At 67.1% G+C, this 24457-nt stretch carries 18 protein-coding genes; 5 read left to right on the top strand and 13 right to left on the bottom strand.

The window, feature by feature from the left end:
* Nucleotides 1-9: 9 nt before the first annotated feature.
* The 4 genes from BM382_RS03895 to BM382_RS03880 form a co-directional block, all read right to left on the bottom strand.
* Nucleotides 10-1440 (bottom strand): aldehyde dehydrogenase family protein, encoded by a 1431-nt coding sequence (locus tag BM382_RS03895; RefSeq protein ID WP_011061201.1) that lies wholly within the window; start codon nt 1438-1440, stop codon nt 10-12.
* Nucleotides 1437-2633, bottom strand: a complete 1197-nt coding sequence (locus tag BM382_RS03890; RefSeq protein ID WP_011061202.1) for an iron-containing alcohol dehydrogenase — start codon at nt 2631-2633, stop codon at nt 1437-1439. The genes BM382_RS03895 and BM382_RS03890 overlap by 4 nt, the downstream gene beginning before the upstream one ends.
* 99 nt (nt 2634-2732) lie before the next feature.
* On the bottom strand, nt 2733-4214 hold the full coding sequence (locus BM382_RS03885) for an APC family permease (RefSeq protein ID WP_011061203.1): 1482 nt from the start codon (nt 4212-4214) through the stop codon (nt 2733-2735).
* A 292-nt stretch (nt 4215-4506) separates the two neighbouring features.
* Nucleotides 4507-5415: a LysR family transcriptional regulator gene (locus tag BM382_RS03880; RefSeq protein ID WP_072441906.1), complete on the bottom strand. Its 909-nt coding sequence runs from the start codon at nt 5413-5415 to the stop codon at nt 4507-4509.
* A gap of 128 nt (nt 5416-5543) precedes the next feature.
* Between BM382_RS03880 and BM382_RS03875 the strand changes: the two genes are divergently transcribed.
* Nucleotides 5544-7082: an MFS transporter gene (locus BM382_RS03875; RefSeq protein WP_011061205.1), complete on the top strand. Its 1539-nt coding sequence runs from the start codon at nt 5544-5546 to the stop codon at nt 7080-7082.
* On the opposite strand, the gene BM382_RS03870 is transcribed toward BM382_RS03875, so the two are convergent.
* The 7 genes from BM382_RS03870 to BM382_RS03840 all read right to left on the bottom strand — a co-directional run bounded on the left by BM382_RS03870 (nt 7083) and on the right by BM382_RS03840 (nt 17788).
* Entirely contained in the window at nt 7083-8336 is a 1254-nt protein-coding gene (locus tag BM382_RS03870) for a ferredoxin reductase family protein (RefSeq protein ID WP_015635548.1), read from the bottom strand.
* Between the two features lie 377 nt (nt 8337-8713).
* The gene (locus BM382_RS03865; RefSeq protein ID WP_041118117.1) at nt 8714-9796 is read right to left on the bottom strand and encodes an LLM class flavin-dependent oxidoreductase; all 1083 of its coding nucleotides are present in this window, start codon (nt 9794-9796) and stop codon (nt 8714-8716) included.
* Between the two features lie 36 nt (nt 9797-9832).
* The gene (locus BM382_RS03860; RefSeq protein ID WP_072441904.1) at nt 9833-12412 is read right to left on the bottom strand and encodes a TonB-dependent receptor plug domain-containing protein; all 2580 of its coding nucleotides are present in this window, start codon (nt 12410-12412) and stop codon (nt 9833-9835) included.
* 244 nt (nt 12413-12656) lie between these two features.
* Entirely contained in the window at nt 12657-14240 is a 1584-nt protein-coding gene (locus BM382_RS03855; RefSeq protein ID WP_053151563.1) for an ABC transporter substrate-binding protein, read from the bottom strand.
* A gap of 4 nt (nt 14241-14244) precedes the next feature.
* Nucleotides 14245-15453 (bottom strand): LLM class flavin-dependent oxidoreductase, encoded by a 1209-nt coding sequence (locus BM382_RS03850; protein WP_019093016.1) that lies wholly within the window; start codon nt 15451-15453, stop codon nt 14245-14247.
* A gap of 15 nt (nt 15454-15468) precedes the next feature.
* Nucleotides 15469-16692: a lipase family protein gene (locus tag BM382_RS03845; RefSeq protein ID WP_011061212.1), complete on the bottom strand. Its 1224-nt coding sequence runs from the start codon at nt 16690-16692 to the stop codon at nt 15469-15471.
* 22 nt (nt 16693-16714) lie between these two features.
* The gene (locus BM382_RS03840; protein WP_072441902.1) at nt 16715-17788 is read right to left on the bottom strand and encodes an ABC transporter substrate-binding protein; all 1074 of its coding nucleotides are present in this window, start codon (nt 17786-17788) and stop codon (nt 16715-16717) included.
* A 554-nt stretch (nt 17789-18342) separates the two neighbouring features.
* Here BM382_RS03840 and BM382_RS03830 point away from each other — a divergent pair.
* From BM382_RS03830 to BM382_RS03815, 4 genes are all read left to right on the top strand, one after another.
* Nucleotides 18343-19419 carry a sigma-54 interaction domain-containing protein gene (locus tag BM382_RS03830; RefSeq protein ID WP_011061215.1) on the top strand — a complete coding sequence of 359 codons (1077 nt, stop codon included), beginning with the start codon at nt 18343-18345 and terminating at the stop codon, nt 19417-19419.
* Nucleotides 19420-19583: 164 nt separating this feature from the next.
* Nucleotides 19584-20165, top strand: a complete 582-nt coding sequence (locus BM382_RS03825) for a TetR/AcrR family transcriptional regulator (protein ID WP_011061216.1) — start codon at nt 19584-19586, stop codon at nt 20163-20165.
* A gap of 149 nt (nt 20166-20314) precedes the next feature.
* On the top strand, nt 20315-21175 hold the full coding sequence (locus tag BM382_RS03820) for an NAD(P)-dependent oxidoreductase (protein WP_015635555.1): 861 nt from the start codon (nt 20315-20317) through the stop codon (nt 21173-21175).
* Nucleotides 21176-21532: 357 nt separating this feature from the next.
* Nucleotides 21533-22735, top strand: a complete 1203-nt coding sequence (locus BM382_RS03815; protein ID WP_065364012.1) for an MFS transporter — start codon at nt 21533-21535, stop codon at nt 22733-22735.
* On the opposite strand, the gene BM382_RS03810 is transcribed toward BM382_RS03815, so the two are convergent.
* The gene (locus tag BM382_RS03810) at nt 22711-23496 is read right to left on the bottom strand and encodes a type 1 glutamine amidotransferase domain-containing protein (protein WP_019095519.1); all 786 of its coding nucleotides are present in this window, start codon (nt 23494-23496) and stop codon (nt 22711-22713) included. The two genes, BM382_RS03815 and BM382_RS03810, sit on opposite strands and share 25 nt — an antisense overlap.
* A gap of 90 nt (nt 23497-23586) precedes the next feature.
* Nucleotides 23587-24426, bottom strand: coding sequence for a metal-dependent hydrolase (locus tag BM382_RS03805; RefSeq protein ID WP_019095520.1), 840 nt, complete (start codon nt 24424-24426; stop codon nt 23587-23589).
* Nucleotides 24427-24457: the final 31 nt, after the last annotated feature.

Raw genomic sequence — 24457 nt, 5'->3', positions numbered from 1 at the left:
TCCCGCGCTTCAGCCCAGGCAGCGGGTCAGGTGCTTGATCGACTGATAGGCAGCCAGCCCCCAGGGGCCCAGTTCCCGCCCGATGCCGCTGCCCTTGGTGCCGCCCCAGGAGGTTTCGACGAACACCGCCTGCAGTGAATTGATCCACACGTGGCCCACGTCCAGGGCGGCGGCGACCCGTTCGGCGCGTTGCAGATCGGCGCTGATCACAGTGGCCACCAGGCCGAATGCGCTGTCGTTGGCCAGGGCCAGGGCCTGTGCTTCGTCACTGAAACGGCGCATGCACAGCACCGGGCCGAAGATCTCCTCTTGCCACAACCTGCTGCTGGTGGGCACATCGGTGTACACCGTGGGCGCCACGAACCAGCCCGGCCCGGGCAGGGCATGGCCGCCCACCAGGCATTCCAGGCCCTCGTTCCTGGCCTGTTCCAGGTAGGTGCACACCGTGCGCCACTGGGCCTGGCAACTCAGGGGGCCCATGTCCACTTCCTGCTCCAGGGGGTTGCCGACCCGCAGGGCCAGCAGGGCACTGCGCAACCGCTGCAGCAAAGCATCGGCAATCGACTCGTGGACCAGCAGCCGCGAGGTGGCCGAGCACATCTGCCCGGCGTTCCAGCAAAAGCCGCCGATGATCCAGTGCACCGCCTGGTCCAGGTCGGCGTCGGCGAATACCAGGATCGGCGACTTGCCCCCCAGCTCCAGCGTCAGTGGCCGGCAGAAGGCGGCGGAGCTGGCCATCACTCGCTGGCCGGTGGCAGTGCTGCCGGTGAACGACAGCTTGTCCAGCCCCGGATGCTGGCTGAGGGCTGCGCCGGTTTCGCCGGCGCCGGCCACCAGGTTCAACACGCCCGCCGGCAAGCCCAGGGCGTCGGCGATTTCGCCGTAGACCTGTTCGATCAGGGGCGTCACTTCCGAGGGCTTGAGCACCAACGTGCAGCCCGCGGCCAGGGCCGGGGCCAGCTTCCAGGCACTGGTGACCAGGGGGAAGTTCCAGGGCACGATCAGCCCCACAACGCCCAGGGCCTCGAACCTGCAGTGGGCACTGAAGCCCGGAGCCTGCAAGGGCACCGGTTGATCCTGGCGGGCGTCCAGCTGGGCAGCGAGGCCGGCGTAGTAGTCGAAGGTGGCGATGGCGTCGTCCAGGTCCAGTTCGGCTTCGTGCCGCGGCTTGCCGTTATTGCGCATCTGCAGGGCGATCAGCCCTTCGCGGCGTTGCTGCAGGTGCCGGGCGAAGCCTTGCAGGTACTCGGCTCGCCGGGCGCCGCTGAGGCTGCGCCACCCTGGCAGGGCCCGGCGCGCGGCCTGCACCGCCAGGTTCACCTGATGGGCGCTGGCCGCCGGTACCTGGGCCATGATTTGGCCCAGGGACGGGTCATGCACCGGCATCGGCGCGCCGTCGCCATCGACCCAGTGGCCATCGATAAACAAGGCCGGTTTCATGGGCGGGCTCCTGGCAGGACGCCGTGCACGGCGTTGCGGAAGATCTGGCTGTAGTCGGCTGCGCTCAGCGGTCGGGCATTGGTGTCGGAGGACGAAATATCCGCCAGGGCCTGGGCCCCGACCCACTCGGCTTCATGGCTGTCCAGGCCGATATCCGCCAGGCAGTGGGGGATGCCCAGCTCGGCGCGCAGGGCCAGGATCCAGTCCAGGAACCCCTGGAAATCCCCCCGGGGCAAGTCCAGGTAACGGGCCAGGCGCCCGATCTCCTCGGCAATCACCGGCTGGTTGGCCACCAGCACATAGGGCAGGAGGACGGCATTGAGCAGGCCATGGTGACGGTGATAGCGGGCGCCCAGCGGGTGGGCCAGGGCGTGGACGCCCCCCAGGCCCTTCTGGAAGGCCACCGCAGCCATCGCCGAGGCCACCAGCATGCCTTCCCGGGCGTCCAGGTCCTGGCCGTGGCTCACTGCCCGGCGCAGGTGCTGCTGCACCAGGCGCATGCCTTCCACGGCAATCGCGCTGGACATCGGGTGGTACAGGGGCGAGCAGAACGCCTCGATATGGTGGGTCAGGGCATCCATGCCGGTGGCGGCGGTCAGCGCGGGCGGCAGGCCGCGGGTCAGCAGCGGGTCGAGGATCACGCAGGCGGGCAGCAGTTCGGGGTGGCTGATGACCCGCTTGACCTGCTGCTGGCTGTCGGTCAGTACCGCTTCGCGGCCCAGTTCGGAGCCGGTGCCGGCAGTGGTGGGCAGGGCGATCAGGGGCGGCAGGCCCAGGCGCGGAAAGTCACTGAGACTCGGGTAATGCTCGATCACCTGGGACCACTCGAAACGCTGCAGCCCTTGCGGGTCCACGGCGGCCAGGGCGATGCCCTTGGCGGCGTCCATGGCGCTGCCGCCGCCCAGGGCGATCAGCGAGTCGTGGCCGCCGGCCCTGAAGGCTTGGACGCCGCGCTGCACATCGTCCAGGCTCGGGTTGCTGGCCAGCTCGGCAAATACCGCAAAGCCCTGGCGGCTCTGCTCCAGGTGCGCGGTCAACAGGCCAAAGGGTTCCAGTTCGAGCATGCCCGGGTCGGTGACCAGCAAGGGCCTGGCCATGCCCAGCAGGGCGCAGCGCTGGGCCAGGCCGTGCAGGGCCTCGGCGCCGCAGAAGATCTCGGTGGGGTAATTCCAGTAATGGATGGACGGGGGCATCGATGGTCTCCAGAAACATCAGGCGTGAAGCGGCCGGCGCAGCAGGCGCCGGGCCAGTAGCGGGCAGGGAATGCGCTGTCGCTGACAGCGCATGAGGATTCAGCCGCGGTCGGATGCGCTGCTGTCGCGACGCAGGTAGGGCTTGGCCAGGACCATGTAGATCAGGCCCAGCACGGCCAGGGTCGAGAACACCAGCACCACTGCCCAGACCTGGAACCAGGGCGCTCCGGGCGGCGCCAGGGATTCCCGGGGCCAGGCCACGTTGACGCTCTCGAACAGCAGCCAGACAAAGGCCGCGAGGTTCACCGGCAGGCCCCAGCGGCCGAGGTTGAAGACCCCGGCGTCGGGCCGCCAGCGGCCACGCAGGCGATGGACCAGGGCGCAACCGATCACGATCAGGAACACCATGAAGAAGCCCCCGCTGCCGAAGGCGATCAGGGTGCCCACGGCCGTGGCGTTCAGGCCCAGGGCCAGGCCGAAACTGGCGAACAGGGTGCAAAGGAGCATGGCGGCGAAGGGCACCTTGCGCCCATCCACCCGGCGCAGGAACGCCGAGGCGGGCAGGATCGAGTCCCGGGCCATGCCGAATACCGCGCGGCCGATATAGGTCTGCACCGAGACCACGCAGGCAATGAACGCCACCAGTACTACGCCGACGAAGGGCCGCTCGGCCCAGGCGCCAAAGGCATCCACCACCGCCGGGGTGACCGGGTCCACCACCTGGCCGGCCACCAGGCCCGCGGTGTCGGTGAACGACAGGGTCACGGCAAAGGCGGTGAGCATCACCGTCAGCCCCACCAGCAGCATCGAGCGCAGGATGGCCCGCGGCGTGGAGGTACGGGCATCGGCGGTTTCCTCGGACACCTGGGAGCAGGCATCGAAGCCGAGAAAGGCCCAGCCGCCCACTGCCATGGCGGTGACGAAGCCGCTCAGGTAAGTGCCATCGCCGCTGACGCTGTTGCCCAGGCCTTCCAGCAGCAGCGACCAGGAGTGGTTGCGAAAGAACAGCAGCAACAGCACGCCGATGCCGATGGAGGCGATGGCTTCGGCGATGATCCCGGCGTTGACGAAGTACTTCAGAGGGTTGATCCCCAACAGGTTGACCCCCAGCCCCAACGCCAGCAGCACGGCGCCGCTGGCCACCTGGGCATTGGCCGAAGGCGGCGTGCCGGTGACGAACAGCCACAGCCAGAACCCGCCCAGGTAGGCCACGGTGGTCAGGGAAGCCAGGGCCGAGGCCAGGTACATGAAGCCGGTGAACCAGGCCCAGCGGTCTCCAGCCAGGCGCTTGACCCATTGATAGCAACCGCCGGCCAGGGGGTACTGCGAGGCGAGTTCGGCATAGACCAGCGCCACCAGCATCTGCAGGGCCAGGCACAGGGGCACGATCCAGACCCAGGACGGGCCGGTGCTCATGGCGCCCAGGGCCATCACCGAATAGATCCCCACCACTGGCGAGACCGTGGCAAAGCCCACGGAGAACGACGACCACAGGGACAGGCCGCGGTGCAGCTCCTGGCGATAGCCCTGGTGGTGCAGCAAGTGTTCATCGGTGCCCGGAGCGGGCAGGAAGTCAGTCATGGCGCACCTCGTTCAAGGGGCGGGCGCCACGATGCAGGCCGACGCAAGGGCGGCGTGATGGGGTAGTTGACATAGCGGTTCCTGGAGTCGGCAGATCAGATTGTTATTGGGATGGCCTTTAGCTGTTGTTTTTGGCGTACCGACATTGCCTGGCCTGCAGCAGCAGGCCAGGACGAGCTTACGGCGGGCAAACATCAAGATGAATACATGGATTGGTAAGCTGGCATCTGAGTTTGCTGATGTATTGCAGGGGCCGGCGACTGCCCGGCCAGCCCCCGGCATCGAGGGGATATCAGCGGGAAGCGTGGTGCTTGCCCAGCTCGAGCCGTTCACCGAGAAAGTCGACGAACACCCGCAGCTTGGGCAGCAGGTGACGGCTGCTGGGCCAGAGGATGGAGAACTTGCCGCGCTCTTGCTGGTAGTCGTCCAGCACCGCGATCAGGCTGCCATCGGCCAGGGCCCCGCAGACCACGAACTCGGGCACGTAGGCGATGCCCAGGCCCTGGGTGGCGGCGTGGATCAGCGATTCCAGGTTGTTGCTGGTCAGGGCACTGCCCAGCACCAGCGGCGGGGCTCCGTCGGGCAGGCGCAGGCTCCATTGCTGCAGCAAGCTGCCGCCGGGGAACTTGTAGCGCAGGCAGGCATGCTGCTCCAGATCCCGGGGCGTGCACGGGGTGCCGCGCCGGGCGAAGTAGCCGGGGGCGCCGACCAGCACGAAGCCGAAGGGCCCCAGGTTCCTGGACTTGAGTTGCGAGTCCGGCAGCTCGCCACTGCGGATCACCGCGTCCACGCCTTCGGCGATCACGTCGATCAGCCGGTCGTTGAAGTCCAGGTCCAGTTCGATATCCGGGTAGCGCGCGGAAAACTCCGGGAGGATCGGCAGCAGCATCCGATAGCCGATGGCCGGCAGGCTGACCCGCAGCCGGCCCCGGGGCTTGTCGCTGATCCGCGCCAGTTCGGCCTCGGCCTCCTGGACTTCGGCGACGATGCGCTGGCCGCGCTCATAGAACAGCGCGCCTTCATCGGTCAGGCTGATGCGCCGGGTGCTGCGGTTCAGCAGGCGCACGCCAAGGCGCTGCTCCAGGCGCGCCAGGGCCTTGCCCACCGCCGAGGCAGACAGCCCCAGGCGCTCGCCGGCGCCCACCAGGCTGCCGCTCTGGACCACGCTGACAAACACCTGCAAGCCGTTTAGGTTGTCCATCGTTCACCTCGATTGCAGCGTTTTTGTCCGTAAAGAGCGGAAGAATGCCCTGTTTTTCAGCGATTGCGGCATACCTACCATGGATTTTTCGTAGCCCACCCCTGGTTGCCAGGGCTTGAGAGGTCCGTGTGAATCCCGAACTCGAATTACCCCTGGGGCAGGCCGCCCAAAGTCGCCGGCAGTCCGCCCATGGCGTGCTGGCCGCGGTGTGCCTGGCGGCCCTGATGCTGCCCCTGACCTTTGTCGGGGTAGCGGTGGCGACCCCGGCTATCGGCCATGAACTGGGGGGCAGCCCGCTGGCCCTGAGCTGGACCACCAATGCCTTCATGCTGACTTTTGGCAGCGTGCTGATGGCCGCCGGCACCCTGGCCGACGAATTTGGCCGCAAGCGCCTGTTCAGCCTCGGCGTGGCGCTGTTCGGCCTGAGCTCCCTGGCCCTGGTGTTCGTACCGTCGCTGCTGTGGCTGAACCTCTTGCGCGGGGTCCAGGGGCTGGCCGGTGCCGCCGCCCTGGCCGGTGGTTCGGCGGCCCTGGCCCAGGCCTTCGACGGCCCGGCGCGAACCCGTGCCTTCAGCCTGCTGGGCACCACCTTTGGTGTCGGCCTGGCGTTTGGCCCGATCCTCGCCGGGGTCCTGGTGGAACAGGCCGGCTGGCGCGGGATCTTTGTCTCCGGGGCGCTGATCGGCGGCCTGTCCCTGGCCTTTGGCGTGCCGCGCATGCAAGAGTCCCGCGACCCCGACGCTCAGGGCGTGGACTGGCCCGGCACCCTGAGTTTCACCCTGGCGCTGGTGCTGCTGACCTGGGGCATCCTGCAGGCCCCGCAAAACGGCTGGAGCAGCCCTTGGGTTCTGCTGTTGCTGGCGGGGGCGCTGCTGGCACTGTGGCTGTTCATCGTCGTCGAGCGGCGTGCAGCGCGGCCGATGCTGGATCTGTCGCTGTTTCGCTATCCGCGTTTTGTCGGGGTGCAGGTGCTGCCCATCGCCACCTGCTATTGCTACGTGGTGCTGCTGATCCTGTTGCCGATCCGCTTTATCGGCGTCGAAGGCTACAGCGCCATCGATGCCGGGCTGCTGATGCTTGCCCTGTCGGCGCCGATGCTGGTGGTGCCGTTCGCCGCGGGCTGGCTCAGCCGCTGGTGCAGCGCCGGCAACCTGTCGAGCCTGGGCCTGTTGCTGGCTGCCGCCGGGCTGTGGTGGCTGAGCCGGATCGCTGCGGGCCAGGCGCCGGCCGATCGGATCTGGCCGCTGCTGCTGATCGGCCTCGGCAGCGGGCTGCCCTGGGGGCTGATGGACGGCTTGTCGGTGAGCGTGGTGCCCAAGGAGCGCGCGGGCATGGCCAGCGGCATCTTCAGCACCACCCGGGTGGCCGGCGAGGGCATTGCCCTGGCCCTGGTGGTGGCGCTGCTGGCGGGGCTGCTGCAGCACGCCCTGGCGGATCAGGCGCTGCCCGCCGAGACGTTGATGGGGGCTGCCCGGCAACTGGCCGGGGGTGACCTGCCCGGTACTCTGGCGGCCTTGCCGGCGCTGGGCCGGGAGGGGTTGCTGGCCCTGTACGGGCAGGCTTTCAGCCAGTTGTTGCAGGTGCTGACCCTGATGACCCTGCTGGCGGCGCTGGTGGTCTGGGTGACGCTGCGCGAGCCGCGCCAGCCAGGGCCGCCAGCGGCTTGATCAGCGGAACTCGAAGAATTCGTAGTGCAGGTTGCCTTGGGGAATCCGGCACTCGCTCATCAGTTCCCGGACCTGGCCCAGCAAGCCCTTGGGCCCGCAGAAGCTGACCTGGATCTGCTGCGGATCGGTTTCGGCCGCGGTGCGCTTGAGGGTCTGGGCCAGGGGCTCGGTGCCGCCGCAGTTGGCCACGAAGTTCACTCCCCGGGCCTGGGCCATGCCCTGCAGGGTGTCGACACTGGGGAAGGCCCGGGACGGGTTGTAGCAGTACACCAGGGTGGCCTTGTCGAACTGCCCGGCAGCTTCATCCTGCAGCCAGGAAATAAATGGCGAGATGCCCACGCCACCGCCGATCCAGATTTCCCGGGCAGCCGCCTGCGGCCGCTTGAAACGCCCATAGGGCGCATAGATGTCCGCACGCATGCCGACCTTGACCTGGCGGCGCAGGCGTTGGGTGTAGTCCCCCAGGGCGCGGATCACGAATTCGATGCGCCCGTCATGGGCCTGGGCGCTGGCGATGGTGAACGGATGGGGTTCGCGCAGGCCTTTTTCCTGCATCGAGAGGAAGGCGAACTGCCCGGCCTTGAAAGGAAAGCCCCGGCCCTGGGGAATCAGCTCCAGGTGCAGGGAGTTCTTCTCCACCCGGACCGCCGTCACCTGGTATTCGCCGGCCTTGGCCACCAGGGGGTAGAGCAGCAGCTTGTACAGGGCGCCGAGCACGCCGAGGACGCAGAGCAGAGCCAGCCAGATACCCGAGGGCGAATCCAGGGTGATGGGCGATTTGAAGCTCAGCCAGTGCAGGATGACGATCAGGAACAGCGGGCCGGAGAGCTTGTGCCACCAGCGCCACTGGCTGTAGGGAATGTTGCGGTTCAGTGCCAGCAGCACGATCAGGCCCAGGGCCACGTAGCTCAGCTGGCGGACCAGGCGCGTCCAGTATTTGGACAGTTCGAGGATCGGCACGCTGTTCCATTCATCCAGGTTGGCCTTGAACACCAGGTGGTAGCTGGCGAATGCCAGGGCCCAGATGCCCAGCCACTTGTGCGCCTCGTAGACCCGGTCAAGGCCGCCGAACAGCCGTTCGACCCAGCCCCAGCGGCTGGCCAGCAGGCAGGACATCGCCATGTAGGCCAGGGCTGCGGTGCCCAGGATCATGCTCAGGGTGGCCGAGGTCAGCCAGGTGGCGGAAGGGATCTCCAGCAGCAGGGTGACCGTGGTGATCAGCAGGATGCCGACAAGTGTGTGCCAGGTTTTCAAAGTGCATGACTCCGGTGAGGAAATGCCGTCATGGCGCAGCAAAGGGCGCGATGCATAAAGTGGATATGACAGGTTTAAAGCCAAAGGCTGGGTGGAATGTTAACGCTTTGGCGAGTATTCGTGGTGATCTGGGTCATCGGCCTGGCGTCGATAAAGTGTTGAAAATGATCGACTATCACTCGCATTCCGATTTCCCAGCCGCCGCCTCTGCAGGCGCGGGCAGGCGGCCAAGGGCCCCTGAACCGGGCAGTGTTCTTGCGGGCGCCTTCGCTGGCAAGCCAGCTCCTACAGGGTTGTGGGAAAGGTCAACGCGCTTGTAGGAGCCGGCTTGCCGGCGAAAGGGCCTCCAAGCCGGATGCCAGCCTCGTAAACGCCTTCTACAGGTGTTGCTTGCGGCGGGCGGCGGCTTCGCGGACGGCGGGGATGATCCAGCGCCCATAGTCGATGGTGTCGTAATAAGGGTCGTAGCCACGGTTGAGGAAGGTGGTCACGCCCAGGTCGACGTAGTCCAGCAGGGCCTGGGCCACGGTCTCCGGCGTGCCCACCAGGGCCGTGGTGTCGCCGTAGGCGCCAACGGCGCTGGCGGTGGGCATCCACAGGGCGCGGTCATGGCGGTCGCCGCGGGCTGCGGCCGCCAGCAGGCGTTCGGAGCCGGTGCCCTTGAGGCGCTTCTGCCAGGGGCTGCCGGCGGCGAACTGCGGGTTGGCGCGGATCTGCGCCAGGATCTGTTCGGCCCGTTGCCAGGCCAATTCCTCGGTGGCCCCCAGGATCAGTCGCACCGAGAGGCTGACCCGGGGCGCGGCCACCCCCGCGGCGCTGGCCGCGGCCTTGAGTTTGCCGATCTGTTCGGCTACCCCCTCCAGGGGCTCGCCCCACAGGGCGTAGAGGTCGGCGTGCTTGACCGCGATCTGGTAGGCGATGTCCGAAGAACCGCCAAAAGAGATGGGGATGTGCGGCTGCTGCAGCGGCTTGACCGGGGAAAACGCGCCCTTGAGGTTGAAGTAGCGGCCTTCGAAGTCGAAGGGTTCTTCGGCGGTCCAGGTGCGGCGCACGATCTCCAGGTACTCGTCGGTGCGTCGATAGCGCTCGGTCTTGTCCAGCAGGGTGTCGCCTTCCTGGGGCTCGGCAGTGATGCCGGTAATGGCATGCAGGCGGATGCGCCCGCCGCCGGTGGTGTGGTCCAGGGTGGCGAAGGCCCGGGCCGCCACGGTGGGGGCGCTGAGGGCCGGGCGGTGGGCAATCATGAAGCCCAGGCGCTCGGTGTGGGCCGCGGCGTAGGCGGCAATCTGCAGGCTGTCGGCGCTGCCCGGGCCGCTGGCGATCAGCACTCGGTCAAAGCCCGCGTGTTCGTGGGCGCGCGCGTGCTCGCGGATGAATGCCAGGTCGAAGTCCGGGCTGCGCACGCCGCGGGTTTCGGACCATTGGCGGGGAAAGATCATGCCGACGAATTCAATGCTCATGGGGAGTGTCCTGAGGTCGCAGAAGAAGGAAAGTGCCTAGAAGCGGTAGTCCACCTGGGCCAGCACGGTGCGTCCGGGCATGGGCTGCAGGAAGGTGTTGGTGGAGCCGGCCAGGCCGCTGACGAAGTTCAGTTCGTTGGTCAGGTTGAGCACCCGCAGGGTGGTGCTCCACTGGGGCTGGCGGTAGTACAGGGCCAGGTCGAGGTTGTATTCGTCGGGGACCTTCACCGTCTTGCTCAGGTTCAGGTACCAGCTGCTGGTCCACCAGCCGGAGAGCTCGGCGCCAAAGCCCGAGTCGAAGCGGTAGTCGAGGTAGCCGCTGGCGGTGTACTCGGGGATCTGCACCGCGTCGAAGCGCCCGGACGGCCGCTGGTTGAGGCTGTTGTTGTCGCCGAACACGGTGCCGTTGTCGGGGATGAACCCGGCGGAGGCGAAGCCGGCCTGGGAGGTGAATTCGTTGTAGGCGCTGAGCCGGGACAGGTTGAGGCCGCTGCGCAGGTGCGGGTCTGGCTGGTAGCGCAGGGTCGCCTCGGTGCCCTTGATGATCAGCCGGGCGATGTTGTTGTTGCTGTCCGGGGACTGGTCCCGGGCCTGCTTGAAGGTGGCCAGGGTCATGAACAGCTGGTCGGGGATGGCTTCGACCTTCAGCCCCAGTTCATGCAGCACGCTCAGGCTCTGGAACGCCAGGGGGTTGAGCTGGTTGGCGCCACTGCCGCTGCCCCAGCCCAGGCCGTTGGAGAAGAACCCGGTGTTGACCGCCAGGGAGCGGTCGAAGGTGTAGTACAGGGTGCTGTTCTCGGTGGGTTTGACGTAGGGGCTGACCTGGAACGCGAACAGCCGGTAGTTGTGGCTGTCGCGCCGGTCGCTGCCACCTGCAAGGACGAAGGGGTTGTCGATCCGGGCGTCGATCCAGCTGCGGCTGGCACCGATGTTCAGGCCCACCCGCTCGCCCAGGCGCAGGTTGTGCTGGCTGAACAGGGTCTTGGTGGTCCAGGTGCTTTCGGCGGTGTAGGGCGCCAGGGATTCGGCGTACAGGCCGTGGCCGGCGGGGTACATGGCCGCCAGGTTGAGCCAGCCGTAGTAGTTGGAGTATTGCGGCACCCCGGGTTGGCCGATCCAGGCGCCGTTGCCGCCGGCCGGGTTGCTGCCGGTGAGCCCCAGCAGGTCGCCGGGGTTCTTGCCCGAAGGGTCCAGGGTCAGGTCGTAGGCGTTGATGGTGGAGCCGAAATGATTGTTGGCGGCGATCGACTGGTTGAACTCGCGGCGGTAGATCAGCCCGCTGTTGCTGTCGTCCCGCAGGGCCAGGCCGCCGATCCGGGTTTCATTGCCCGAGCGCAGCTCGAAGCGGTTGTCCAGCAGGTTGTCCCGGGATTGCACCTGGAACGCCCCGACCGCGTCGGTGAGGTCCCGGGAGCGCTGGTAGAAGGTGCTGTTGGCCAGGGTCACGCTGGGGGACAGGTCGCCCTCGATGCGCAGTTGGGTGGTGAAGCGCCGTGAACTGCTCTGGTCTTCGCCGCGCTGGCCGGCCTGTGGCGACAGGGAAGTCAAGCCGTTGCCCGCCAGGCTCGGGTCATAGACCCAGCCGCGCAGGGTGCCGGGGCTGGCCTGGGTGTTGGGCGAGGCCGCCTGGAAGCTGCCATCCACCACGCTGTACTGGCCCTGGGCGTTGCGCTGGCGCTGCACCCAGCCCAGGGTCGGGGCATTGGCGGCACCGGAGGCCAGCACCGGCGACCACAGGGTATTGCCGTTCTGGATGATCGGCGTGGCGCGGCCGGCATAGTACTTGCCGCTGTCCACCAGTTGCTGGGTGGCGCGGTTCCAGCCGTGGGTGATGTTGTAGTCGTAGTAGTTGTCGTAGCTGGCGTTCCAGTCCACCCGCAGGTTGTCGTTGCGCCAGGCCAGGGCCCCGTAGAAGGCATCGAAATTGTTGTCGACGTTGTCGTAGTAGTCCTGCTGGCGCTGCTGGGTGATGCTCACCCGGTAGGCCAGCTGGTCGCTCAGGGGGCCGGTGTTGTCGAGGCTGAATTTGCGCGAGTCGCGGGACTGGCCGTCCGGCACCCAGGCACCGAGCTCGCCGCTCAGACGGGTCTTGAACCCGCTGAAATCGGGTTTCTTGCTCAGGTAGTTGACGTAGCCGCCGCTGCCGGACACCGAACCGTAGGTCACCGAAGAAGGCCCGGCGACGATGTCCGCGCCCTCGTAGGCGTTGAAGTTGGCCGGATGGCGTACGCCATAGGCGCGTTGGCCGTCCTGGAACACTTCCGAGCCCTGGGCGCGGAACTGCGGGGCGATACCGGCGTTCTGCCCGCCACCGCGGGTGATCCCCGGGGCGTACTTGACCAGGTCGTCGGCGCTGCGGATCGGGTCGTTGGCCAGTTGCTCGGCGTTGACCTGGGTGATCGAGCGCGGGGTGTCCAGGACCTTGGTTTCGGTGCCGCCATACACCGAGGTCGGTGGCCGGGTGGGCAGGGCATCGTCATCGGCCTGGCTGCTGGCCTGGACGGTGACGGTTTGCAACTGGGTATCGGCGGCGAACAGCGGCGGCGCCAGGGAAGAAAACACCGTTACGGCAAGGGCCGGGCCGAATGCGGGGCGAGCGAAGGCGTTGGAGGGCATGGCACATGAGCCTCATATTGAATCGCATGAATGTTCTGTAGGCGCCGGCTTGCCGGCGAAGAGGGCCTGGAGGCTCGCGGTGCTCTTGCGGGCGCTTTCGCTGGCAAGCCAGCTCCTACGGGGTGTGTCGCGGTTGCGGTGGTTCCTTGTAGGAGCCGGCTTGCCGGCGAAGGGGGCCTGGAGGCTCGCGGTGCTCTTGCGGGCGCCTTCGCTGGCAAGCCAGCTCCTACGGTCGGGCGGTGGGTCAGGCGCTGTTGTTGAGCCACAACCTTTCGAAACGCCAGGTGCTGAACAGCGACTGTTCTTCCCGGGCGCCGCCCACACGGGTGGAGACGCTGTCCAGCAGATCGGCGTAGCCCCAGATCAGCATGCCGCCCCGTTCGTACTGGATCTGCTGGGCCTGGTGCACCAGGGCCGTGCGTCGTTGCAGGTCGGGTTGGGCCATGGCCGCGAGAAACACCTCGCTGAACTGCGGGTCGTTGAAGTGGGTCTTGTTGGACACGGCAAAGGGCGCGTCGGTGTGGATGGCGCTGGCCAGGAACGGCGCGCCGATGCTGCCGCCGGTGCTCAGGGTCCAGTCGTTGCGTTGCGGGCCCTGGAAGGTCGCCAGGTCCACCTGGCGGACCTTGAGGGTCACGCCAATGCGCTTGGCCTGTTCGGCCAGCACCAGGGCCGAGGTCAGGGCCGGCCCCGGGGTGGTCACCAGTTCCAGCTCGAGGTTTTCCTGGCCGGCCTCCTTGAGCAGTTGCGCCGCACGCTGCGGGTCGTGGGGGCGGGGCCCCAGGCTGTGGTTGAAGGTCGGGTCGCTGGGGGCATAGAGGTCGTTGGCCACCCGGCCCTGGCCGTTCAGGGCGCGGCGCACCAGCTCCTCGCGATCCGCCAGCAGGCGGAAAGCCTGGCGCACCCTGGGGTCGTTGAACGGCGGCTTGTCCAGGTTCATGTCGAAGGACAGCCAGTTGCCGGTCACCGATTTCAGCAGCCGCACCCGCGGGTCGCGCTGCAGGACTTGCAACTGTTCGGTGGGCATCACGTTGGCCATGTCGATCTGCCCGGAACGCAGGGCCGCCAGGCGCGCCACCTGATCCTTGAAGTCGATGATCTCCAGTTCGTCGGCGTAGGGCTGGCCGTCCTTGTAGTAGTTGTCGAAGCGGGTGAACAGCGAGCGCTGGCCGGGGGTGAAGCTTTTCAGCTTGTAGGGGCCGGCGCCCACCGGATTGGTCACCGGGTGGTAGTCCACCGGGACGATGCCGCCGAAGTTGACCCAGGTTTCCGCCAGGGGCATGTAGCTGCGGCCCTCGCGAAAGCTCAGGCGCACAGTGCGCTCATCGAGCTTTTGCAGGTTGTCGCGATCGACCCAGTGCAGCAGCGCCGCGTAGGGCGAGGCCAGCTGCGGGTCGGTGAGGCGGCGGATGGAGAAGATCAGGTCATCGGCGTCGATGCTCTTGCCGTGGTGGAATTCCAGGCCCTGGCGCAGGCGCAGGGTCCAGCTGCTGGCATCGGCATTGGGTTCGGCGAACTCCGCCAGGGCCAGGCGTGGCTGCATCTGCTCGTCCCATTCCCAGAGTTTGCTGTACAGCGCGAAGCCTCGGACGATGCCGCTGCCGATGGGTTTGTGGGCGTCCAGGTTGCCGCTCTGGTTGCCGTCGAGAATCCCCAGGCGCAGGCGCCCGCCGTAGCGCGGCTGGTCGCTGGCGACCGTGCCCGGGGCGCTGGAATTGTCTGCGTCGCAGCCGGCCAGCAGGCTGCTGCCCAGCAGCAGGCCGCCGCCGAACAGCGCGCTGTGGCCGAGAAAACGACGGCGGCTCAAGCCCGAGTAGTCCTGGCTCATGGCGTCAGGCTCCTGCCGGGCCGTTGGCGCTGCGCAGCTCCAGCGGCGCTTGCGGCTGACGGCTCAGGGCCGCGCGCTCGGCGCGAAAGTGCGGCAGGATGTGCTCGCCCAGGCGGTAGGCTTCCTCCAGGTGCGGGTAGCCGGCGAGGAAGAACAGGTCGATACCGATGGCGTGGTACTCGCGGATCCGCGCCACCACGTTTTCGTAGCTGCCCACCAGGGCGCAGCCCGGCGGTATGCCGATGTAGCCGAAGCCGGTCCAGACATTGGGGTGGATGAAGAAATCCTCGAAGCCCTGGGTCTCGTTCTTCTGTGCGAAGCCGTTCTCGTAGCTGAGCTTGCGCGCGGTGCGCAGCCCGGCATGGGCGGCCACGGCCTTGACCGCGCCCTTGGCGATGCCCTCGTCGAAGAAGCGCTTGGCCTCGGTGCGCGCCAGTTCCTCGGTTTCCCGGGTGATGACGTCGATCGACAGGCCGAAGCGGATATCGCTGCGGCCGTACTGCAAGGCGCGCTCACGAATATCGGCGATCAACGCGGCGATCTCGTCCGGGTGCTCGGCGCGCATCAGGTAGAAATCGGCATGCTTGGCGGCGAATTCCCGAGCGGCGATGGACGATCCCGCGGTGCAGATCAGCGGCAGCTCGGCCTTCTTCAAGGGGCCGCGCAGGCCGCCGCCTTCGGCGCGGTAGAACTGGCCCTGGTAGTGGAAGTTCTCGTTGTGCCAGTAGCCCTTGACCACGTCCATGAACTCGGTGGCGCGGGCATAGCGCTCATCGTGGTCGCTGAAGTCGCCGACCTGGCGCTGAATGGCGTCCGAGCCGCCGTTGATGATGTTCCACACCAGGCGATTGCCGGTGGCGCGCTGGTAGGTGGCGGCCTGCTGCACCGCAACCCAGGGCGTGTAGTGATAGGGCTGGAAGGCGGTGACGAACTTCAGGGTGCGGGTTTCCCGTGCCAGCAGCGAGCACACGGTCCAGGGCTCTTCGCCGGAGGGCGCGTTGACCATCAGTGCGCCGCCGAAGCCGTTGATTTCCGCGGCCCGGGCGATCTGCCCCAGGTAGTCGATGTAGGTGAAGTGGTCGCCGACGCTGAAGCCTGAGACGGCACCGGTGCTGGGCCCGCCCCGGTGCCAGTCGCCGCGGTTGCGCGGGTCGCCGGGGAGGAACTGGGTTTCGCCGTGCAGGGGCAGGCGGGTGAAGAATTCGATGCTCATGGCTGGGCCTCCTGGCTATTGCACGCTGGGGTTGCAGACGGGGGTAATGGCTTGGCCGTTGATCACCTTGTGGGCGAAGGGCACCGAGTCCTTGAGGGAGGCATTGACCGTTTCACTGTGGCCCAGGCCCTTGTACAAGTGGCCCTCGACCACCGAGCCGGCCTTGCAGGCGTCCTGCATCAGGGCCACCTGGGTGGCGGCGGCCGGGGTCTTGTCCTCGGCGCCGGTGCCGATGAACACCGGCTGGGCGGTTTTCAGGGTCGGGTAGGACACTTGTTTCTGCCAGGCCGCCAGTTGGCTGCCCTGATAGTCCTTCTTGGCGTTGGCCGGGGTCAGGCCGACCCCCACCACGTCGCTGACTAGGGACGCCAGGCAACTGGTACGGGCCTGCTCGAACAGCGGCAGGGCCTTGTCGGTGTAGAAGTCCCGGGGGTTGATGCTGGGGTCGTACTGCTGGGCGGCCAGCAAGGTGTAGAAACCGTAGGCCAGGGAGGCATCGACCTTGTTCGGGTCCTGCTCGCCGACATTCTTCGCGCCGATGGTGTAGATCACCCCGGTGCCGATGCTGCCCTTGACCCCCAGGTCCGGTGCGTAGGTGGAAGCGTAGGCGGCCGAGGCGAAGGCGCCGGCACCGCCCTGGGACTGGCCGACGATCAGTACCTTGTTGGCCAGCCCGGGCACCCCGGCGACCACGGCTTTAGCGGCGTCGAGAATGCCGTAGGCGGCCATGCGGTTGTTCAGCAGCGGATGGCCGCCGGGCACGCCCAGGCCCTGGTAGTCGGTGGCGACAATGGCAAAGCCTTCGTCCAGCCAGCGGCTCAGGTACTGCACGTCACGGTAGGAACGGCCCTGCCAGGACGGCGCGCAGACATCCGCCACGCCCACCGTGCCATGGCCCCAGGAGGCCACCGGCCAGCCGCCGGCCGGGGCCTTGCCCTTGGGCAGGAACAAGGTGCCGGAGACCACCACCGGGGTCTTGCCGTCGATGCCGTCGGTGGAGCTATAGAGAATCCGTTGCGCGCTGGCAGCGTTGGGCAGGCTCAGGGTGGCTTCCAGGGGTTCGCTGCGCAGCAGCTTGCCCGGGGTCGGGGGGATCGCGTCCTGCCAGGTATAGAAGGCCGAGACCCGGCCGTCGCCCTGCAACGGGTCGGGCTTGGGCGCGTAGGTCGGGCCGGCCAGGGCCGACAGGGAGAGCGCCAGGAGGCTCAGGCCAAAGGTGAATTTTGCGGACAGTTTCATCAAGAAGACTCGTGCTCAGGGTTCAGGGATGGGTGGCGACCTGGCCGCGCAGGGCGGGCCAGTAATCACTCAGGTGCAGATCGATCAGCGCCTGGTTGGTGAAACCGGTGGCCAGGGCCGGGGTGATGTCGTAGGGCGTGCGGATCAGCTGGTTGGCCAGGGCGTAGTCGCTCAGCGCCTGATAGTGGGCCTTGAGCTGCTGGTCGCTCTTGGGCGCCCAGCGCTCCTTCCAGGCCACCGGGTCGCCCTGGTCGTCGCGGCGCAGCACGCTCTCGGCGGTGCCGGCGCGGGAGGACAGTTGGTAGTAGGCGTCCTGGTTCTGTTCCTGGGAAATCCACCAGGCGGCCTTGACCCAGGCGGTGGCCAGCAGTTGGGTAACCTCCGGGTGCTGCTCGATGAAACTGTCGGTGCCCCAGAGGTCGGAGACCAGGCGCCAGTCATTGGCCCCTTGCTTGGTGGACCAGATGATCCGGCCCACGCCCTTGTCTTCCAGGGCATAGGCCTCGCTGAGCAGCACCGCGGCGTCGACCTTGCCGGCGGACACCGCCGCCGCACCGACCTGGGGGTTGAGGTTGGCGATCTTGAAGTCGTCGAGCTTCAGGCCCTTGCTGGCCAGGAAGTTGCTGAAGGCGAACTCCCACGGCCTGCCGCGATGCAGGGCCAGGCGCTGGCCCTTGAGGTCCTCGATGCTCTTGGCCGTGGTCTGGGTGGGCACCACCAGGTAGATATTGTTGCCGCTGCCGCCGGGCACGATCAGCTTGCCGGGCACGCCGCCGGCGCCGGCGATCACCGAGGGCAGGTCGCCACGCACGGCGAAGTCGATGCTGTTGTTGCTGAAGCCCTCGTTGATCTGCGGCCCGGCGCCGGCGTGGGGCAGGGCGATCCACTGCAGCTTGATCCCGCGCTGGCTCAATTGCTGTTCCAGCCAGCCATCCTCGATCACCCGCCCGGCGATGCCGCCGAACACCGGCTTGCCGCCCTGGGTGAAGGCGACGATGGCAATCTTCAGCGACTCGGGGGCCGGGTTGGCCAGGGCCGTGACACTGATCAGCAGCCCGGCCATAACGGCCAGGGTATTGCGCCATAAACCTTGCATTGCACTCTCCCTCAAAAAATAAGCCCTCAGCCCCGCCAGCCCTGCGCCGGATATCGCGGTGTTTCCTGTAGGAGCCGGCTTGCCGGCGAAGGGGCCCTTGAACCTTGCCTCGCCCTTGCGGACGCCTTCGCTGGCAAGCCAGCTCCTGCAACAGATATCGCGGTGTTCTCCTGTAGGAGCCGGCTTGCCGGCGAAGAGGGCCCTTGAGCCTTGCCTCGCCCTTGCGGACGCCTTCGCTGGCAAGCCAGCTCCTACGAGGGGCGGTGGTGGGTACTGGTGTCGGAGGGGATAGAGCAGATTGCATGCCAGGGCCGCTACAAAGCGCTGCAGGCCTTGCCTGGCAAGGGCTTCAGGCAGATCGACAGGCCCTGGCCCAAGCCGCCGCTGCTGATCTGCGAACAGGCAGGTGCTGGCCGATTGCTGCTCCAGCAGCAGGTGGGGAGCACCCTCCAGATATATTCATAAAAGGAATATCTAAATATTAATTAATAATTATTTAGTCTAAATATCTTCGTGCACTATTGAGCCCGCGCTTTTACTGCCAGGAATGCACCATGTCGCTGATCACTCATCCAAACGCCCGTGAATTGACCAAGTCGGTACGGGCCACCGTTCTGGTGTTCAAGGACCCGCGCTCCCAGGAATTGCTCAGTCGCATCGAGCGCCTGGCCCCCAGTGAGGCCAATACCCTGATCATTGGCGAGACCGGCACCGGCAAGGAACTGGTGGCGCGCCACATCCATCACCTGAGCCGCCGCGGGCGCGAGCCCTTTGTCGCGGTGAACTGCGGGGCCTTTGCCGAAACCCTGGTGGAAAGCGAACTCTTCGGCCATGAGAAAGGCGCCTTTACCGGTGCCACCACCCATAAGGCCGGCTGGTTCGAAGCGGCCAACGGCGGCACGCTGTTTCTCGACGAGATCGGCGACTTGCCGCTGAACATGCAGGTCAAGCTGCTGCGGGTGCTGCAGGAGCGAGAGGTGGTGCGCCTGGGCTCGCGCACGCCGATCCCGATCAATGTGCGGCTGGTGGCGGCCACCAACGTCAACCTCGCCGATGCGGTGGTGGCCGGGCATTTTCGTGAAGACCTGTTCTACCGCCTGCACGTGGCCACCATCCGCCTGCCGCCGCTGCGCGAGCGCCCGGGGGACATCCTGCCCCTGGCCGAATTCTTCCTTGAGGAACACTGCCAGCGCCTGGGCTACAACCGTGCCTCGCTGACCGAAGAGGCTGAACGCAAGCTGCTGGAGCACAGCTGGCCGGGCAACATTCGCGAACTGGAAAATGCCATCCACCACGCCTTGCTGGTGTGCCGCCAGCAACGGGTGGCACCGGGGGATCTGCACCTGGTGGACATGCGCTCCTCCGGCATCCGCCAGGAACAGGCGCCCCTGGCCGTCCCCGGGCCTCAGGCGCCGGCAGACCTGGGCCGGGCCTTGCAGGCGCTGTTCGAGCAGAACATTCCCGACCTGTACGAGCACATCGAGGAAACGATCTTTCGCGAGGCCTATCGCTACTGCCATGGCAACCAGTTGCAGACCGGGCGCCTGCTCAACATCAGCCGCAACATCGTGCGCGCCCGGCTGGAAAAGATCGGCGAGTTGAACAAGCCCCTGGCGACTTCCGCTTCCTAGATCCGCTTCCTAGATCCGCTTCCTAGATCCGCTTCCTAGATCCGCTTCCTAGATCCGCTTCCTGGACCCGAGAACCGGCCCGGGGCTTTTTTTGCCCGGGGCGGTTGACGCCTGCCGGCTTGATCTTTAGTCTTTGGAACGATCATTCCAGAAAGGTAATAGCCGTGCGTCCCAAGGAGTTCGACCCCGAGCAGATTGCCGATGCGGCCATGCAGGTGTTCTGGCAGCGCGGTTACGCCGCCACGTCCATTCAGGACCTGGTGGAAGGCACCGGCCTGAGCCGCAGCAGCCTGTACAACGCCTTCGACAGCAAGCACGGCCTGTACACCTGTGCCCTCAAGCGCTACCAGCAGATGACCAGCGCCAATATCGAGCTGCTGGGCGCCGACGCACCCGCCAGGGAACTGGTCCGGCGATTGCTGATGCGCATCGTCGACAACGAGCTGGAAGACACCCGGCGCCTGGGCTGCCTGGCGGCCAATGCCTCCCTGGAAATGGCCGGGCAGGACGCGGCGGTGGCTCAACTCGTGGCGCAGAATTTCCAGCGTATCGAGGCGGCCCTGGAGCAGGTGCTGCGTCGCGGCCAGGAGCAGGGGGAGATCGACCCGCAGAAGAATCCCCGGGCCCTGGCCAGCTTTGTGGTGTGCACCGTGCAGGGCTTGCGGGTGCTGGCCAAGGGCAGCCTGGCGGAGCAACGACGCCAGCGCCTGCTGGATGTGGTCGAGGTGGTCCTGGCCAGCCTGTAGCAGCCGGCGTGCCGGCGAAGGGCCCCTCACAATCTGCATCAGGTTCCAGGGCGTCTTCGCTGGCAAGCCAGCGCCTATAGGGCTGGGCTTTTTTTTGCTTTTTATTGGAATGATCATTCCATAATTGATTCAACACGGGAGAGACACAGATGGCCAAGCAACCAGGATCCATTGCGGTATTAGGCATCGGCATCATGGGCGCCGCAGTGGCGCGCAATCTGCGGCGCAAGGGCTTTGCGGTACGGGCCTGGAACCGCACGCTGCAACGGGCCCAGGCGCTGATCGCGGACGATATCCAGGTATTTGCCGAGCCCGCCGAGGCGGTACGCGGGGCGCAAGTGATCATCACCCTGGGCAAGGACGGCGCCGCCGTGCTGCAAGCCATGCAGCAGGCACGGGACGGTTTCGAGCCTGGGGCGCTCTGGCTGCAGATGGCCACCGTGGGGATCGAGGCCAACGACGAACTGCAAGGCTTTGCCCGGGATGGCGGGCTGGTCTTCTACGATGCCCCGGTGCTGGGCACGCGCCAGCCTGCGGAGCAGGGCCAGTTGGTGGTATTGGGCGCGGGCCCCGAGGCTCATCGGCCGGCGTTGCAGTCGCTGCTGGAGGCCATCGCCAAGCGTGTGCTCTGGGTTGCCGAACAGCCGGGAGCCGGCAGCCGCCTGAAGCTGGCCCTCAACAGCTGGGTGCTGGCCCTGACCCACGGCGCCGCGGAAAGCCTGGCCCTGGCCAAGGGGCTGGGGCTGGACCCGGCGCTGGTGGTGGAACTGGTCAGCGGCGGGCCCCTGGACAGCGGCTATTTCCAGGCCAAGACCCGGGCCATGCTCAGTGGCGACTACAGCCCGAGCTTTACCCTGGCCAACGCCCTGAAAGACGCCGAATTGATGGTAGCGGCGGCCGCCAGAGCCGGGGTCCGGCTGGATCTGGCCGAGGCCGGAATCCAGCGTTTCCAGCGCGCCCTGGAGCAGGGCCATGGCGACAAGGACATGGCGGCCTCCTACCTCGGCTGAGCGGTTTCTTCTCGCGCTGATGCAGGCGCTGGCTTGCCAGCGAAGGTGCCCGTGAGTCGGGCGCAGGGGCTGAGGGCCTTTTCGCCGGCAAGCCGGCTCCTACGGGAGCCTGCGCGGTGTATCTGCCTGCTGTAGGAGCTGGCTTGCCAGCGAAGGCGCCCGTGAGTCGGGCGCAGGGTCTGAGGGCCTTTTCGCCGGCAAGCCGGCTCCTGCGGGAGCCTGCGCGGTGTATCTGCCTGTTGTAGGAGCTGGCTTGCCAGCGAAGGCGCCCGTGAGTCGGGCGCAGGGTCTGAGGCCCATTCGCCGGCAAGCCGGTTCCTGCGGTGATTTCTGGTCTTCTTGTGTGAGCATTCTTTCATGAACATTTGCGTACCTTTGCCGACCGCCTCCAGTAGGTTGCCGGTCTGGCGCCTGCTGGCCTTTACCCTGGCCGGTTTCATCGCCATCGTCACTGAGACGCTGCCTGCCGGGCTGTTGCCGCAGATCAGCCAGGGCCTGGGCATCAGCGAGGCCATGGCCGGGCAGTTGATCAGCCTGTATGCCCTGGGCTCGGTGGCGGCGGCGATTCCGCTGATCGCCGCCACTCGCAGTTGGCGCCGTAGGCCCCTGCTGTTGCTGGCTATCGGCGGCCTGTTGCTGTTCAACAGCCTGACCGCGTTGTCGACCCACTACCTGCTGACCCTGGCCGCGCGCTTTGCCGCGGGCATGGCGGCGGGGCTGGTCTGGGGCCTGCTGGCCGGCTATGCCCGGCGTCTGGTGGTGCCCGAGTTGCAGGGCCGGGCCCTGGCGGTGGTGGGCGTGGGCCAGCCGATCGCGCTGTGCCTGGGGGTGCCCCTGGGGGCCTGGCTGGGCACCCGCATGGATTGGCCGCAGATCTTCTGGGGGCTGTCGCTACTGGCTCTGCTGCTGTGGTTCTGGGTGCGCCTGGCAGTGCCGGACTACCCCGGCCAGCCGGCCCACCAGCGCCAGCCGATCGCGCGGATCTTTCTCACCCGGGGCCTGCCCCAGGCGCTGCTGGTGATCTTCGTGTGGATCTTGGCCCACAACATTCTCTACACCTATATCGCGCCGTTCCTCGCGTCCCTGGGCCTGGCGGCCTCTCTCGACCGGGCGCTGCTGGTGTTCGGCCTGGCCTCCCTGGTGGGGATCTGGTTCACCGGGCTCGGGGTCGACCGCTGGCTGCGCGGGCTGACCCTGTGCAGCCTCGCCGGTTTCGCCCTGGCGTGCCTGCTGCTGGGGATCGCTGCCAGCCAGCCCTGGCTGGCCTGGCTCGGCATTGGCGCCTGGGGCCTGACCTTCGGTGGCGCCCCGACCTTGCTCCAGACCGCCGTGGCGGATGTGGCCGGGGAGGGGGCGGATGTCGCGCAATCGATGCTGGTGACCATCTTCAACCTGGGCATTGCCTGCGGGGGTATGGTCGGCGGCCTGCTCTTGCAACGCTATGGCGCGGCGTCTTTTCCCTGGGCCATGGCCGCCCTGGCGCTGGTGGGCCTGATGCTGGTCTGGGGCGCGCGCAGCCATGCCTTCAAGCCGGGTCAGCGCTCTGCCTGCTGCGCCTGAGGTTGGGCGTCGCGAGCCTGTTGCAGCAGGCTCGCCCATTCATTGGCGAAGCGGTGGCAGTCCCCGGGCCAGCGCGCGGTCAATAGATTGCGGTCGCGGACCACAAAACCGCGCTCGGGGTGCTCTGCCGAATCCCGCCGGGGCAGCCAGGGCCCGGGCAGAAAATCCGCCGGGCTGGCCAGGGCCGCCTTGATCTCTTGCTCGACGCTGTGGTCGTAGGTGCGGTAGTAGCGCCCCAGCCACGGCGCGGTGACCAGCCAGGCCGCCAGCTCCATGGGCCCGGCCAGCAGGGCGGTGACCTTGCGCCCATGGAGCACCGAGCGCCCGCTGGCCGGATCGATGCAGCGTGCCAGGGCCAGGGGGCCGTGGCACACCGCGGCCACGGGGTTGTCGGCCTGGAAGAAGGCCAGGATGATCCGCCGCACCTCCTCGGATTCCAACAGGCTGCGCATGCCCCGGGCGTGGCCGCCGGGAATCAGCAAGCCCTCGTAGGCCGCCGGGTCGACCCCGGCATAGGGCAGAGGACTGCAAAAGGCCGGGTCGCGGGTCATGGCGTGGTAGCGGGCCAGGTCGGCCGCCGGGGTCATCAACAACGGGTTGAGCGGGCCGAACCCCAGGCTCACCAGGCGCGAATCGGCGTAGGCCGGCATCCCCAGGGGGGTGGCGAACTGCGCGGCAAAACCGGCGTCCCGGGCAGCCTGCCAGGGCAGGCTGCTTTCGCTGGGGTCGTAGTCGGCGTGGGGCAGCAGAATCAGGATCATCGCGCGGGCTCGCAGCACCTAAGGGTGCGTTGCAGGTTAGCAGCCCGCCAGGGGATGCCGGCACGCCGCTGTTCGCCGTGTCGGCATTTGTCACTTGGCCGCGGCGGCGCGGGTGCGTTCGATGTCCTGCACCAGGCCGTCGATGCGTTGCAGTTGCTCGCGGTTGTCGTGGTTCCAGGGGTGAAAGCCCGGCTTGAAGAACTGCAGCCAGGGCAGGGCGATCCGCGGGAACACCCCCTTGGGGCCGTAGAGGTACTTGACCACCTGCCACAACCCGCGCCAGTGGCCGCCGCGACGGCGGTCGGCGATCAGCATGCGCACATGGAAGTCGAACACCACCAGCCAGAAGCCCAGGGTGGTGAACAGCATGCTCCCGGTGCGGATCAGGTAACGCTTGGGCCCGGGCTTGATCACGCTGTTCCAGACGTCGTAGGACACGGCCTTGTGCTCGGTTTCCTCCAGGGCGTGCCACAGCCACATCTGCCGGTAGCCCGCCACCGAATTGCCGAAGCGGCTGGGGTCGCGCAGCAGCAGGTCGGCGAGGATTGCCGTGTAGTGTTCCAGGGCTACGGTGATCGCGAGGTTGAAGGCCGGCGGGAAGTGCTTCTTCTGGAAATCGAGGAAGAAGCGCAACCGCCGGTCCAGCAGATGGGCCGGCAGCCCGGCGTCCTGCAGCAGGTCGTTGTAGCGCAGGTGCTCGCGGCTGTGCATGGCTTCCTGGCCGATGAAACCCTGGATCTGGCGCTTGAGCTCGGGGTCGTGAATCTGTTCGCGGTAGTGGCGCACGCTGTCCATGAAGAACAGCTCGCCGGAAGGAAACAGCAGGGACAACGCATTGAAGAAGTGGGTCACGTGGCTGCCTTGCTCGTGCCAGTCGCAGGCGCGTTCGGCAGGCAGTTCGACCTTGATGTCGCGGCGGATGGGCAGCATGGCTGTCGCTCCTCTAGACATGAAAAAGGGT

The sequence above is a fragment of the Pseudomonas sp. NFPP25 genome (assembly GCF_900116505.1).
Taxonomy (GTDB): Bacteria; Pseudomonadota; Gammaproteobacteria; order Pseudomonadales; family Pseudomonadaceae; genus Aquipseudomonas; species Aquipseudomonas protegens.
This window is presented reverse-complemented; position numbering and strand designations above follow the sequence as displayed.

What these genes read in the sequence shown, in the direction of transcription:
- BM382_RS03895 (WP_011061201.1), bottom strand. Translation starts at nt 1,440, where the DNA reads ATGAAACCGGCCTTGTTTATCGATGGCCACTGGGTCGATGGCGACGGC.
- BM382_RS03890 (WP_011061202.1), bottom strand. Translation starts at nt 2,633, where the DNA reads ATGCCCCCGTCCATCCATTACTGGAATTACCCCACCGAGATCTTCTGC.
- BM382_RS03885 (WP_011061203.1), bottom strand. Translation starts at nt 4,214, where the DNA reads ATGACTGACTTCCTGCCCGCTCCGGGCACCGATGAACACTTGCTGCAC.
- BM382_RS03880 (WP_072441906.1), bottom strand. Translation starts at nt 5,415, where the DNA reads ATGGACAACCTAAACGGCTTGCAGGTGTTTGTCAGCGTGGTCCAGAGC.
- BM382_RS03865 (WP_041118117.1), bottom strand. Translation starts at nt 9,796, where the DNA reads ATGAGCATTGAATTCGTCGGCATGATCTTTCCCCGCCAATGGTCCGAA.
- BM382_RS03860 (WP_072441904.1), bottom strand. Translation starts at nt 12,412, where the DNA reads ATGCCCTCCAACGCCTTCGCTCGCCCCGCATTCGGCCCGGCCCTTGCC.
- BM382_RS03855 (WP_053151563.1), bottom strand. Translation starts at nt 14,240, where the DNA reads ATGAGCCAGGACTACTCGGGCTTGAGCCGCCGTCGTTTTCTCGGCCAC.
- BM382_RS03850 (WP_019093016.1), bottom strand. Translation starts at nt 15,453, where the DNA reads ATGAGCATCGAATTCTTCACCCGCCTGCCCCTGCACGGCGAAACCCAG.
- BM382_RS03845 (WP_011061212.1), bottom strand. Translation starts at nt 16,692, where the DNA reads ATGAAACTGTCCGCAAAATTCACCTTTGGCCTGAGCCTCCTGGCGCTC.
- BM382_RS03840 (WP_072441902.1), bottom strand. Translation starts at nt 17,788, where the DNA reads ATGCAAGGTTTATGGCGCAATACCCTGGCCGTTATGGCCGGGCTGCTG.
- BM382_RS03830 (WP_011061215.1), top strand. Translation starts at nt 18,343, where the DNA reads ATGTCGCTGATCACTCATCCAAACGCCCGTGAATTGACCAAGTCGGTA.
- BM382_RS03820 (WP_015635555.1), top strand. Translation starts at nt 20,315, where the DNA reads ATGGCCAAGCAACCAGGATCCATTGCGGTATTAGGCATCGGCATCATG.
- BM382_RS03815 (WP_065364012.1), top strand. Translation starts at nt 21,533, where the DNA reads ATGAACATTTGCGTACCTTTGCCGACCGCCTCCAGTAGGTTGCCGGTC.
- BM382_RS03810 (WP_019095519.1), bottom strand. Translation starts at nt 23,496, where the DNA reads ATGATCCTGATTCTGCTGCCCCACGCCGACTACGACCCCAGCGAAAGC.
- BM382_RS03805 (WP_019095520.1), bottom strand. Translation starts at nt 24,426, where the DNA reads ATGCTGCCCATCCGCCGCGACATCAAGGTCGAACTGCCTGCCGAACGC.